This window comes from Streptomyces yongxingensis, assembly GCF_055597465.1.
In genome coordinates this window covers 4,641,354-4,653,604 of record NZ_CM145717.1, presented here as the reverse complement: position 1 = coordinate 4,653,604, position 12,251 = coordinate 4,641,354, and the positions used below count along the sequence as shown (strand labels likewise).

The following is a 12,251-nucleotide window of genomic DNA, read 5'->3' as shown; positions in this document are numbered from 1 at the left end:
GCGGATCAGCTCCCTACCCAAGGGAAATGAGTACCTGGCGCGATCCGCGGGCGGCCCGTGCACGGTTGGGTGGCGTGAACGAGACAGCTTCCGCGGGAACGGGTGCCGACGAGGCGGCCGGTGCCGCGCATGACCGGAGAGTCTCGGCTGCCCTCGGGAGCGGCTGCCGTTTCCCTCGGCGCGGTCGTGGGCGGTCAAGCTGCAGGGGGCCGCTCAGGTGACGATGGCGATGCTGCTGCTGGCCTCTCCCTGAGCGTTCGGGAGGGCGCGCGGGAGGGCGCGATGTCATGGAATCGTGCTCACCGCGTTCGTGTTTGGTGCGGGCCGGGGGACAGGTGATGGCGCAGGCCAGGGGCACGGGCATAGTAGGTGCCCGGTCCTGCGGCTCCATGGCGTGAAAGCGCCGTAGGGCAGAGGGCGGCACATCACAGCACAGCACAACAACTGCACCACAACAGGGGGATAAGGCTCCATGCCACTCATACGCCGTTCCACCGTGGCGGCCGCGGCCATGACCGCGCTGCTGGTGGTCTCCGCTTCGGCCTGCGGGCCCGGTGACGACGAGGCGGCTTCCTCGCCGAACTCCTCGGCCGCGTCCACCGGGCAGCAGGCCAAGGACGGGATCCAGCTTCCCGAAGGCGTCCCGACGAGTCTGGACGACCTGAAGAAGTGGAAGGAGGGCGGCTGGAAGGACTGGGACAAGTGGGCCCGCAAGGCATCGGAATTCGCCAATCCGATCATCAAGGACTTCTGGCAGCCGTCCAGGATGGCCAAGGCGAAGGACTCGTCGCGCACCGTCTCCACGCAGAGCACCGGCCAGGACCAGGCGGCCACCGACCCCGAGCCGCCCGCCGTGCCGGCCAAGCAGGTATCGCGGCCGTACCACCAGAACATGGCGCCGGTCGGGAAGGTGTTCTTCGACAGCCCCGAGGGGCCGATGGTCTGCTCCGGGACGGTCATCGACGACCCGGCCCACCCGGGGAAGTCCAACCTGGTGTGGACCGCGGGCCACTGTGTGCACTCCGGCAAGCAGGGCGGCTGGATGCGCAATATCGTGTTCGTGCCCTCGTACAACGACAACGGACTGCCGGCCGAGCAGACCCAGACGGCGGCGCAGAACGAGGTCAACCCCTACGGCGTGTGGTGGGCGGACTGGTCGCAGACCTCGTCCGAGTGGATCGCGAACGGCGGTAAGACCGGCGGGGTGGGGTCGGCGTACGACTTCGCGGTGCTGCATGTGAAGCCCGAGAACGGCGGCGGCAAGTCGCTGCAGGAGACGGTCGGGGCCTCGGTGCCGGTGTGGTTCGGGGCGCCGTCGGCGGACCAGGTGAGCTCGATCGGCGCGTACGGCTATCCGCAGGCCCCGCCGTACGACGGGGCGAAGATGTTCAACTGCACCAGCAGGCCGGGCCGGCTGTCGTTCTCGCCCACCTCGCCCACGATGTACCGGATCGGCTGCTCGATGACCGGGGGTACCTCGGGCGGTGGCTGGTTCGTCAACCACGGCGGTAAGACGGTGCTGGTGTCCAACAGTTCGATCGGCTCGTACGGGCACACCTGGCTCGCCGGGCCGCATCTGGGGGCCGAGGCCAAGGGCGTGTTCCAGGCCATCAGCAAGAAGTTCGCCGGTCAGGGCTGACCGGCTGGCTCGCAGAGGTGCGAGGGGGCCCGCTCCACATCCGGAGCGGACCCCTCGTCATGGCCTTACGGATGGCCTTACGGGCGCGTCCGTAAGGTCCGCCGCACCCGCCGCACCCGTCGCGTCCGCCGCACCCGTCGCGTCCGTAAGGAGCTTGGCGTAGCAGCGGCTGGTCTCCTCGAAGCGGTAGAGCCCGAACTTCGTCACCGGTGCGTAGCCGGACGAGGTGTACAGCGCGATGGCCTCGGGCTGCTCGGTGCCGGTCTCCAGGACCATCCGCACCCGCCCCGCCTCCCGCGCGCTGTCCTCCAGCGCCGCGAGGATCCGCCGGGCCAGCCCCCGCCCGCGCGCCGCGCGCACCACGAACATCCGCTTGATCTCGGCGTCCCCGTCCTCGTAGCCTTCCTCGCTCCGCTCCTGGCTGCGCCAGCCGCCGCTCGCGACCGGGGTGCCGTCCGTGTCGTAGACGATGAGGTAGAGGCCGCGCGGCGGGTCGAAGTGGGCCGCGTCCATATGCGTCAGATCGCCCTCGCCGTAGCGCTCGGCGTACTCGACCTGCACTTCCTCGTCGAGCTTGCGGGCGTCGGGGTGGTCATAGCGAACGCGTCGAACATCCATGCGGCGGATCGTACTTCTATGCCGTGGGCGGGCCGTAGTTTTTTGTCGCGTATCGTGCCGGGCGTGCTCACCGTGACGACCGTGAATGTAAATGGGCTGCGCGCCGCCGCCAAGAAGGGCTTCGTCTCCTGGCTGGACGGTACCGCGGCCGATGTGGTGTGCCTCCAGGAGGTGCGCGCCGAGCCCAAGGAGCTGCCCGAGGCGGTCCGCGAACCCGACGGCTGGCATGTGGTGCACGCCCCCGCGGCGGCCAAGGGCCGGGCCGGGGTGTCGGTGTACGCCCGGCGCGAGCTGGAGGGCGTCCGGGTCGGCTTCGGGTCGTCCGAGTTCGACGGCAGCGGCCGCTATGTGGAGGTCGATCTGCCGGGGCTGACCGTCGGCAGCCTGTACCTCCCTTCGGGTGAGGTCGGCACGGACCGCCAGGACGAGAAGGAGCGCTTCATGGCGGAGTTCCTTCCGTATCTGAAGGAGCTGCGCGAGCGGGCGGCGGCCGGTGGGCGCGAGGCGCTGGTGTGCGGCGACTGGAACATCGCCCACCAGGAGGCCGACCTCAAGAACTGGAAGGCCAACCAGAAGAAGTCCGGCTTCCTGCCGGAGGAGCGCGCCTGGCTGACCAGCGTCTTCGAGGAGGCGGCGTACGTGGACGTGGTGCGCGCCCTGCACCCGGACGTCGCCGGTCCGTACTCGTGGTGGTCCTACCGCGGCCGGGCCTTCGACAACGACGCGGGCTGGCGCATCGACTACCAGATCGCCACCCCGGGACTCGCCGGGCGCGCGGTCAAGGCGGTCGTGGAGCGGGCGGCCGCATACGACCAGCGGTGGAGCGACCACGCCCCGGTGACGGTGGCCTACGGCCCGGCTCACTGAGGTCGCGGCTCCCGCGAGCTGAGCTCACTGGCCCCCGGAGTGGCCCCTGGGCGGGGCCTCGCCCAACTCCGCCCGCATCCGGCGGTTCATGGCCATCGTCAGCTCGGCGTCCACCACGCTCGTGGCCAGTGGCCGCAGCCGCTCCACGGTCTCGCCGACGTCCTCGCCGCGCTCCACGGCGTCCGCCAGCACATGGACGCGCAGCAGTGTGACGAAGGTCTCGGCGATCGCGTCCACATGCTCACGCACCTCGCGCGCCGCGCCGAGCACGGCGGCCAGCGGGACGCCCTGTTCGACCAGGGTGTGTGAGACGTCCAGCAGACGGCGGCTGAGGTGGACGATCTCGTCGCCGTCGACGGCCAGATAGCCGAGGTCGAGGGAGGTGCTGAGGTTCTCCGGGGTGACCTCGCCCTGGAAGTAGTCCGCGAGCGCCTCGGGCCTGAGCCGGACCGGGGTCTCCGCGGGCCAGGAGGCGGCCGCGTCGGGCAGTCCGAGCAGCTCGCCGACGTCCCGGCGGCCGCTTTCGAAGGCGGCGAGCAGTTCGGCGATCCCGCCGAGGGTGTGGCCGCGCTCCAGCAGTGCCGCGATCGTCCGCAGCCGGGCCAGATGGTGGTCGTTGTACCAGGCGATCCGGCCCTCGCGGCGCGGCGGTGGGAGCAGCTTGCGCTCCCGGTAGAAGCGCAGGGTGCGCACGGTGATCCCGGCCTTCTCGGCCAGTTCCGCCATGCGGTACTCGCGTACCTCGTCCGCTTCGCTCGTCGCCACGAGGGAAGCCTATGCCGCGGCCGGCCGGGTGCGACCGCCGGTAACTTCGTTATCCACAGCCCCTACCGCTTGGTTGATCCCTGTCCTACGCTCCCATCGTGCCAGTGATTGCTGGCACGGTCGTATTCGCGTTCGTGGAAGGCGGCGGCATGGCTGGGCTGACGCATGAGCATGTGCGGGTGGCGGTGATCGGGGCCGGATTCGGCGGGCTGGGAGCGGCGGTGCGGCTGCGCCGCGCGGGCGTCACGGACTTCGTGGTGCTGGAGCGCGCGGACGCGGTCGGCGGCGCCTGGCGGGACAACACCTATCCGGGCTGTGCCTGCGATGTCCCGTCGCATCTGTACTCCTTCTCCTTCGCGCCCAACCCCGACTGGCCCCGGAACTTCTCCGGTCAGCCCCATATCCGCGCCTATCTGGAGCGGGTCGCCGACACCTTCGGGCTGCGGCCGCACCTGCGCTTCGGCGCTGAGGTGCGGTCCCTGCGCTGGGACTCCGAGGCGGTGCACTGGGAGGTGGAGACGGCGCGGGGTTCGCTGACCGCCGATGTGGTGGTGAGCGCCACCGGTCCGCTCGCCGACCCCCGGATCCCGGACATCCCGGGCCTCGACGGCTTCCCCGGCGCCGTCTTCCACTCCGCGCGCTGGGACCACACCACCGATCTGCGCGGCAAGCGGGTGGCGATGATCGGCACCGGTGCCTCGGCCATCCAGATCGTCCCCGCCATCCAGCGCGAGGTCGGCAGGCTCACGCTGTTCCAGCGCACCCCGCCCTGGGTGCTGCCGCGGATGGACCGCCGGATCAGCGGACTCGAGCGATGGCTGCACTCGAAGATCCCGGCCACCCGGTCGCTGCGCCGCGGGGTGCTGTGGGGCATCCGGGAGCTGCAGGTCGGGGCCTTCACCAAGCGGCCGGGCGAGATGCGGTTCGTGGAGCGGCTGGCCGGTGCCCATATGCGACGGGCCATCAAGGACCCGGCGCTGCGGGCGGCGCTGACCCCCGACTACCGCATCGGCTGCAAGCGCATCCTGCTCTCCAACGACTACTATCCGGCGCTCGCCCAGCCGCATGTGGACGTGGTCCCGTCGGGGTTGAAGGAGGTACGCGGCAGCACTCTGGTCGGTGCCGACGGGACCGAGACCGAGGCCGACGTGATCATCTTCGGCACCGGCTTCCATGTGACCGACGTCCCCATAGCCCAGCGGGTGACCGGGGCGCGCGGGACGACGCTCGCGGAGGAGTGGAAGGGCGGGATGGAGGCGCTGCGCGGCACCAGCCCGGCGGGCTTCCCCAACTTCCTGACCATCATCGGGCCCAACACCGGCCTCGGGAACAGCTCGATGATCCTCGTCATCGAGGCGCAGCTGGCCTATATGGCCGACTATCTGCACCAGTTGGACACGCTCGGCGGCAAGGTCGCGCTGGACGCCCGGCCGTCGGCGGTGCGCGCCTACACCGACATGATCCAGGAAAGGATGGAACGCACGGTGTGGAACACCGGAGGTTGCGACAGCTGGTACCTCGACAACGGCCGCAACACCACCCTGTGGCCGGGGACGACGTCCGAGCTGCGGAGGGTCACCCGGCGCGTGGACCTCGCCGAGTACACGGTGGTGCGGCCGCGTACCGGGCCGGTCAAGGCCACGGTGTCCACGGCCGGTGCGGGGAGGGGATCGCGGTGAGGCGGCTTCCTTCCCTGCCCTCGGGGCCGTACGCCCCGCCCGTCCCGGAGCGTGAGCTGACGGTCGTCTCGGCCGACGGGAGCCGGATCCACACGGAGCTGCACGGCCCCGAGGACGCCCCGGCCGTCGTGCTCGCGCACGGCTGGGTCTGCTCCACGGCCTTCTGGGCGCCGGTGCTGCGCGCCCTCTCGGCCGACCACCGGGTGATCGTCTACGACCAGCGCGGCCATGGCCGCAGCCCGGCCCCGGGACCCGGCGGCTACAGCACCGAGGCCCTGGCCGACGATCTGGTGGCGGTGGTCGAAGCGACCCTTCCGCCCGGTCGGCGGGCCGTGCTGGCGGGCCACTCCATGGGTGCGATGACGCTGATGGCCGCGGCCGGCCGTCCCCTGCTGCGCGAGCGCGCGGCCGCCGCGGTGCTGTGCAGCACCGGCGCCTCGCGGCTGGTGGACCGGGCGCGGGTGGTGCCGCTGCGCTCCCCGCGGGCGCGGTCGCGGGTGCACCGTCTGCTCCTCGGCTCACGCGCCCCGCTGGGCCCGGTCAGCCCGCTCTCCAAGCGGCTGGTGCGGTACGTCACGATGGGCCCCGGCACCGACCCGGCCACGGTGGAGGTGGGCGCGCGGATCCTGCACGCCTGCCCCCGCGTCGTGCGCGCCGGATGGGGCGGGGTCCTGCTCGACCTCGAACTGGACGCGCGGGTCGGCCGGCTGACCATGCCCACGGCCGTCATCGTCGGCACCGCAGACCGGCTCACCCCGCCCGAGCACGCCCACGCCCTCGCCGCCGCGCTGCCGCATTGCACCGGGCTGACCGAGCTCCCGGGGCTCGGCCATATGACCCCGCTGGAGGATCCCGAGGCGGTCACCGGAGTGATACGCGGCCTGGTCGAGGAGTACGGGACATCCCGGGAAACTGATTTCACGATCTCCCAGGAATCCCACCCCACCTCCCAGGAATCCCACACTCAGGAATCCCACCCCACAACGGCGACGGAAGCCGGGCACACGGCAGTGGAAGCGAAGGAGCAGACGGCATGAGTGCGCGCAGGGGCCTTGAGGGCCAGGTCGCGGTGGTGACGGGCGCGGCGCGGGGCGTCGGCGAGCTGCTCGCCCGCAAGCTCTCCGCACGTGGCGCGAAGGTCGCGCTGGTGGGCCTGGAGCCCGAGGAGCTGAAGCGGGTTTCGGAGCGGCTTCCCACCGACTCCGCCTACTGGCACGCCGATGTCACCGACGCCGAGGCGATGGCGCGGGTGGCGGAGGAGGTCGTGGAGCGGTTCGGCGCGGTGGACATCGTCTGTGCCAACGCGGGCGTGGCCCAGGCCGGTCCGTTCCTCGACACCGATGAGACGGCCTGGCGGCGGGTGATCGAGGTCAATCTGCTGGGCAGCGCCACCACGGCCCGCGCCTTCCTGCCCGCGCTGACCGCCAGCCGCGGCTATCTGCTGCAGATCGCCTCGCTCGCCGCGATCGCGCCCGCGCCGATGATGACGGCGTACTGCGCGTCCAAATCCGGGGTCGAGGCGTTCGCCCACAGTCTGCGGGCCGAGGTGGGCCACCGTGGGGTGCGGGTCGGCGTGGGCTATCTGAGCTGGACGGACACCGATATGGTGCGCGGCGCCGACCGGGACGAGGTGATGCGCGAGCTGCGGCAGCGGCTGCCCTGGCCCGCGGGCCGTACCTATCCGCTGGGCCCGGCTGTGGACCGGCTGGTGGCGGGCATCGAGCGCCGGTCGGCGCATGTGTACGCGCAGTGGTGGCTGCGCGGTATGCAGTCGATGCGCGGTTATCTGCCCGCGTTCATCCACGCCGTGGGGCGGCGCGAGATGCGCCGCGCCGAGCCGCGGCTGGCGGCGACCCGGGAGGAGCGGGGCGGTCTGGTGGGCGAGGGCGGCGCGGCGGACGAGAAGGCGCGCACGTCGGGCAGCGTGGGCACGGAGCGTCACCGGTAACGCTCCGTCAACCGTCCTGACCTGCGCATTCTTCGGTTCCTCCGGTCCGGAATGCGGAGAAAGTCGGCACGTGTAACTCTTGTCGGGCCCGACGCCATTCATCCGATGAGGAGTGACACATGGGCCCCAAGGACCAGTCGAACGAGAAGGCTCAGCAGGCCAAGCGGAAGCCGCAGGGCGGGCGGAGCCAGGAGCCGCGGCGCGGTCAGCAGACGCAGTCCGGTGAGCGCATGCAGTCGGCCGAGCGCATGCGGCCCGGTGAGGGCATGGAGGAGCGCTCCCGCCGGGAGCCGGGGCAGGAGCAGCGCCGTGGCCGGCAGGAGCGGCCGGAGGCCCGCGGGCAGTCCCAGCGGATGGACCGTGAGCGCCGTCAGCCGGGCATGGGCGACGAGATGATGGACCAGGAGCCCTTCGAAGAGATGTGACGCACAGAGCGCGGCACATAGGGCGGGAGGGGTGTATCCCCGTGGTCGGCCATGGGGATACACCCCTAGCGCGTCACCCGTGCCCGCCCCTGCGTGCCACCCGTGCCTGCCCCTGTACCCCACCCGCGCCCGCGCCCACTCGCGCCCGCCCGCCCCTGCGCGGGGCCGGGGGCCGCGCTCAGTTCCCGTTGCGCGGCGGCAGTTGGGGGCGGCGCAGGTCGGGGACGCCCGAGTAGTCCGGCGGGGTCGCGGCCGGATGCCGCTCCAGCAGATCGAGCGCCGTACGGACGGCGACCCCCAACTGTGGATGGCGGCCCTCCGCCCAGTCCACGGGGGAGCGCGGCGCCTCGATGTCCGGCTCCACACCGTGGTTCTCCACGCCCCAGCGGTAGGCGTCGAACCACGCGGCGTTCATCGGCACCGTGATCGACGTGCCGTCGCCGAGGCGGTGACGGCCGGTCATCCCGACCACCCCGCCCCAGGTGCGCAGCCCCACCACCGGCCCGATGCCCTGGATCTTGAAGGCCGCGGTGATCATGTCGCCGTCGGAGGAGGTCGCCTCGTCGGCGACCGCGACGATCGGCCCGCGCGGCGCGTTGCTGGAGTACGACACGGGCTGGGCGTTGCGGGTCAGGTCCCAGCCCATGACCTTGCGGGTGAGCTTCTCCACCACCAGCTCGCTGATGTTGCCCCCCGCGTTGCCCCGGACGTCCACGATCAGCGCGGGCAGCGACATCTCGCGGCGCAGATCGCGGTTGAACTGCGCCCAGCCGGAACCGCCCATGTCGGGGATGTGGAGATAGCCGCACCGCCCGTCGCTCAACTTCCGCACCACGGAACGGCGCTGGGCGACCCAGTCCTGGTAGCGCAGCGGCCGGTCGTCGATCAGCGGGGAGACCGCGACCCGGCGCGGCGGCCCCTCGCCGTCCGGCGGCTCGAAGGTCAGTTCCACCGTCGTGCCGCCCGCGGCCGTCAGCAGCGGATACGGACCGGCCACCGGGTCCACCGGGCGCCCGTCGACATGGGTGAGCACGGCGCCGTCCCGGATGCCCAGACCGGCCAGCGGCGAGCGGGCCCGGGAGTCGGAGGACTCACCGGGCAGGATGCGGGCCACCGCCCACCGCCCGTCCTTGGCGCGGGTGAGGTTGGCGCCGAGCAGTCCGATGGGGCGCTGGTAGTGGGACGGCCCCTCGTTGCGGCGCGCGGCGCTGACGTAGGCGTGCGAGGTGCCCAGCTCGCCGAGGGTCTCGCGGAGCAGATCGGCGAACTCGTCGGGCGAGGCGACCCGTTCGACCAGCGGACGGTACTGGTCGAGCACCCCGTCCCAGTCGACCCCGCACATCCCCGGGTCCCAGTAGTAGTGCCGGGTGATGCGCCCGGCCTCGTCGTACGCCTGCCGCCACTCGGCCGCCGGATCGGCGGTGTGCTGGATCCGCCGCATGTCGAGGTGGACGGTGGAGTCGCTGTCGCCGGACTCGGTGGCGGGCATCGCGCTCAGATCGCCGTCGTCGTAGGCCACCAGCCGGGTGCCGTCGCCGCTGACCACGAACCAGTCCAGCTCACTGGTGAGTTCGGTGCGCTTGGCCTTCGCCAGGTCGAAGTGTTCCAGGGTGGGGCGGCTCGAGGTCTCGGCCGGGTTGGCGAACGTCTCGCCGAGCACGCCCGAGATCGGCCAGCGCAGCCACACCAGCCCGCCGCCGCTGACCGGCCTCAGCGAGGAGTACTTGGACGCGGCGACGGGGAAGGCCGTGACCCGGCTGGCCAGCCCCTCCACCTCGACCGTCACCGTGCCGTCGCCGTCGCCCTCGCCCCCGCTGACGTCCGGGTCGAGACCGCCCGCCGCCGGGCGCCCCTCGGGGGACAGCGCGAAGGGCGAGGGGGTGGCGGAGGACAGCGGTACGAGATAGGGGCGGCAGCCCAGCGGGAAGGAGAGGTCGCCGGTGTGCACGTCGTAGACCGGGTCGAAGCCGCGCCAGGAGAGGAAGGCGAGATAGCGGCCGTCGCTGGTGAAGACCGGCTCCTCGTCCTCGAACCGCCCATTGGTCACATCAACGGTGGTCCGGTCGGCCAGCCGCGCGATCTTGATCGAGCGCAGGGTGCGCCCTATTCCGGGGTGGGACCAGGCGAGCCAGGCCGAGTCGGGGGCGAAGGCCAGGTCGCCCACCGGGCCGTTGTCCGACCGGATCAGCTCGGTGACCTCGCCGTCCCCGTCGGGGGAGGTGTCCACCAGGAGCAGCCGCCCGTCGCCCGCGGCGACCGCGAGCAGGTCGCCGTCCGGTGAGGGCTCCAGCTCGTGCACCCGGCCCAGCTGACCGGCGGCCAGCCGGCGCGGCTCGGTGGGGCCGGCGGCCCGGGGCAGATGCGCTATCTCGATGGCGTCCTCGCCCTCCGCGTCGGTGAGGTAGGCGACCCGGCCGGTCGAGCCCAGCATCACGGGCAGCCGCACCCGGACCCCCGGGGTGTCGGCGAGGGTGCGGGCGGGTCCGTCGCGGTGGGTGAGCCAGTACAGGCTGCCGCGGACGCACACCGCGCTGGCCCGGCCGGTGGTGTCCACCGACAGCGAGTCGATGTGCGAGGCGGCGGGCACCTGGTAGGGCCGCCGCCCGGTGCGCGCCCCGCCGAGCCGCACGTCCAGCTTGCGCGGCCGGCCGTCCAGGCTCAGATCGTCCACCAGCCACAGCTCGCCCGCGCACTGGTAGACGACGCGGGAGCCGTCGGTCGAGGCGTGCCGGGCGTAGAAGTCGGCGTGGTCGGTGTGGCGGCGCAGATCGGTGCCGTCGGGCAGACAGGAGTAGAGGTTGCCGATGCCCTCGTGGTCGGAGAGGAAGGCGATCCGGCCGCCGACGAACATCGCCGCGTCCAGATGGCCGTTCAGCTTCTCCGCGAGCCGGGTGCCGTGCAGCCACAGCCGGCCCATCGCCCCGCCCCGGTAGCGCTTCCAGGTGGCGGGCTCGTGCGGCGGCTTGCCGGTGAGCAGCAGGGTGCGGCGCTCGCCGTCGAGGTCGGCCACCGCGATGTCGGCCACCGGCCCCCAGGGCAGCCGCCCGCCGGGGCTGCCGTCGGTGGGCAGGCTGTAGGCCCAGGAGAAGTGGGAGAACGGCTGCTCATGGGAGGAGACCGCGAGGATCTGGGAGGCGCCGTCCTGGTCCGGCGGGGTCCAGCCGCACACCGTGGTGTCCGTACTGCCCCAGTAGGTCAGCCGGCGGGCCGGGCCGCCGGCCGAGGGGACGAGGTAGATCTCCGGGTCGAGGCTGCGCCAGGTGGTGAACGCGATCTGGGAGCCGTCGGGGGAGAAGCGGGGAGGTCCGACGCGGGTACGGTCCACGGTCAGCCGCCACGCTCGCCCGGGTGGCTCACCCGGGGCGGTCAGTGGGGCGACCCACAGATCGTCTTCGGCCGCGAAGCACAGCAAGTCGCCGTGCAGATGCGGAAATCGCAGGTACGCCAGGTCGTCGTCGCATGCGTAAGGCTCCACCCACCCATGTTTTCGAGCTACGCCATTCGGAGCAACTCGGTTGTGTGACCGAGACCACGAGCGAAACGGCGTAGTTTCGATAGAGTCGGGCTTATGCTGGAGGAGTACGAAACCGTTTCGTTCGGAAGTTCGGAGGGAGGCGACACCCCATGCGGACCACGGATCAGCCGACGACGGAGGACCGCGACACCGCCCGGGTGCGCCGCAGCAGACTCTCCCCCGAGCGCGAGCGGGAGCTGTACGAGGCGGTGGTCGAGCTGCTGGGCGAGGTCGGGTACGACGGTCTGACGATGGACGCCGTCGCGGCCCGCACCCGATCCAGCAAGGCCACGCTCTACCGCCAGTGGAAAGGCAAGCCGCAGCTGGTCGCGACCGCGCTGCGGCACACCAAGCCCGTTCTGCTCGAAGGCGTCGACACCGGATCGCTCCGCGGGGACCTGCGGGAGATCGCGCGGTGTTCGGAGACCGCCCATGAGCGGGACGCCGCGCTGATGAGGGGACTCGCCCACGCAAGCCATGACAACCCGGACCTCCATCAGGCCCTGCGAGAGTTGTTGATCTTCCCCGAGATCGACGCGCTCCACGCGCTGCTGAGGCGCGCCGTCGACCGCGGCGAAGTCGCCCCGGACCGGCCCGCCTTGAACTACGTCGTGCACATGATGTGCGGCGCGTTCATCACCCGACCGCTCGTCGAGGGCAAGCAGCCGGACCAGACGTATCTCCTGGAGTACATCGACGCCGTGATCCTCCCCGCGCTCGGCGCCGCGTAGCCCTTCCCTCCCCACTCCTGGATCTCCCCGCACAACCACATAAGGTCCCGGCCGGCGCGCCGCTC

Annotated in this window: 10 protein-coding genes; 7 read left to right on the top strand and 3 right to left on the bottom strand. The window is 71.9% G+C overall.

From position 1 onward, the window contains the following. Window positions 1–472 precede the first annotated feature (472 nt). Complete coding sequence (locus ACZ6TD_RS19630) at window positions 473–1,639, top strand: trypsin-like serine peptidase (RefSeq protein WP_471355744.1); 1,167 nt, start codon at window positions 473–475, stop codon at window positions 1,637–1,639. Between the two features lie 57 nt (window positions 1,640–1,696). On the opposite strand, the gene ACZ6TD_RS19625 is transcribed toward ACZ6TD_RS19630, so the two are convergent. Then, window positions 1,697–2,257, bottom strand: coding sequence for a GNAT family N-acetyltransferase (locus ACZ6TD_RS19625; RefSeq protein ID WP_471355742.1), 561 nt, complete (start codon window positions 2,255–2,257; stop codon window positions 1,697–1,699). Between the two features lie 63 nt (window positions 2,258–2,320). Between ACZ6TD_RS19625 and ACZ6TD_RS19620 the strand changes: the two genes are divergently transcribed. Further along, window positions 2,321–3,124 carry an exodeoxyribonuclease III gene (locus ACZ6TD_RS19620; protein ID WP_471355740.1) on the top strand — a complete coding sequence of 268 codons (804 nt, stop codon included), beginning with the start codon at window positions 2,321–2,323 and terminating at the stop codon, window positions 3,122–3,124. A 24-nt stretch (window positions 3,125–3,148) separates the two neighbouring features. Here ACZ6TD_RS19620 and ACZ6TD_RS19615 read toward each other — a convergent pair whose 3' ends face one another. Beyond that, window positions 3,149–3,850 (bottom strand): MerR family transcriptional regulator, encoded by a 702-nt coding sequence (locus ACZ6TD_RS19615; RefSeq protein WP_471357891.1) that lies wholly within the window; start codon window positions 3,848–3,850, stop codon window positions 3,149–3,151. A 188-nt stretch (window positions 3,851–4,038) separates the two neighbouring features. Between ACZ6TD_RS19615 and ACZ6TD_RS19610 the strand changes: the two genes are divergently transcribed. The 4 genes from ACZ6TD_RS19610 to ACZ6TD_RS19595 all read left to right on the top strand — a co-directional run bounded on the left by ACZ6TD_RS19610 (window position 4,039) and on the right by ACZ6TD_RS19595 (window position 7,941). Further along, window positions 4,039–5,568, top strand: coding sequence for a flavin-containing monooxygenase (locus ACZ6TD_RS19610; protein ID WP_471357889.1), 1,530 nt, complete (start codon window positions 4,039–4,041; stop codon window positions 5,566–5,568). After that, window positions 5,565–6,605, top strand: a complete 1,041-nt coding sequence (locus ACZ6TD_RS19605) for an alpha/beta fold hydrolase (protein ID WP_471355738.1) — start codon at window positions 5,565–5,567, stop codon at window positions 6,603–6,605. The genes ACZ6TD_RS19610 and ACZ6TD_RS19605 overlap by 4 nt, the downstream gene beginning before the upstream one ends. Beyond that, window positions 6,602–7,516 carry an SDR family oxidoreductase gene (locus ACZ6TD_RS19600; protein ID WP_471355735.1) on the top strand — a complete coding sequence of 305 codons (915 nt, stop codon included), beginning with the start codon at window positions 6,602–6,604 and terminating at the stop codon, window positions 7,514–7,516. The genes ACZ6TD_RS19605 and ACZ6TD_RS19600 overlap by 4 nt, the downstream gene beginning before the upstream one ends. 119 nt (window positions 7,517–7,635) lie before the next feature. Beyond that, window positions 7,636–7,941: a hypothetical protein gene (locus ACZ6TD_RS19595; protein WP_471355733.1), complete on the top strand. Its 306-nt coding sequence runs from the start codon at window positions 7,636–7,638 to the stop codon at window positions 7,939–7,941. Between the two features lie 178 nt (window positions 7,942–8,119). Here the strand turns inward: ACZ6TD_RS19595 and ACZ6TD_RS19590 are convergent, their stop codons facing one another. Continuing rightward, window positions 8,120–11,416 carry a S41 family peptidase gene (locus ACZ6TD_RS19590; RefSeq protein WP_471355730.1) on the bottom strand — a complete coding sequence of 1,099 codons (3,297 nt, stop codon included), beginning with the start codon at window positions 11,414–11,416 and terminating at the stop codon, window positions 8,120–8,122. Window positions 11,417–11,613: 197 nt separating this feature from the next. Between ACZ6TD_RS19590 and ACZ6TD_RS19585 the strand changes: the two genes are divergently transcribed. Then, window positions 11,614–12,186: a TetR/AcrR family transcriptional regulator gene (locus ACZ6TD_RS19585; protein WP_044581522.1), complete on the top strand. Its 573-nt coding sequence runs from the start codon at window positions 11,614–11,616 to the stop codon at window positions 12,184–12,186. The last annotated feature ends 65 nt before the right edge of the window (window positions 12,187–12,251 follow it).

What these genes read in the sequence shown, in the direction of transcription:
- ACZ6TD_RS19630 (WP_471355744.1), top strand. Translation starts at nt 473, where the DNA reads ATGCCACTCATACGCCGTTCCACCGTGGCGGCCGCGGCCATGACCGCG.
- ACZ6TD_RS19610 (WP_471357889.1), top strand. Translation starts at nt 4,039, where the DNA reads ATGGCTGGGCTGACGCATGAGCATGTGCGGGTGGCGGTGATCGGGGCC.
- ACZ6TD_RS19625 (WP_471355742.1), bottom strand. Translation starts at nt 2,257, where the DNA reads ATGGATGTTCGACGCGTTCGCTATGACCACCCCGACGCCCGCAAGCTC.
- ACZ6TD_RS19600 (WP_471355735.1), top strand. Translation starts at nt 6,602, where the DNA reads ATGAGTGCGCGCAGGGGCCTTGAGGGCCAGGTCGCGGTGGTGACGGGC.
- ACZ6TD_RS19615 (WP_471357891.1), bottom strand. Translation starts at nt 3,850, where the DNA reads ATGGCGGAACTGGCCGAGAAGGCCGGGATCACCGTGCGCACCCTGCGC.
- ACZ6TD_RS19595 (WP_471355733.1), top strand. Translation starts at nt 7,636, where the DNA reads ATGGGCCCCAAGGACCAGTCGAACGAGAAGGCTCAGCAGGCCAAGCGG.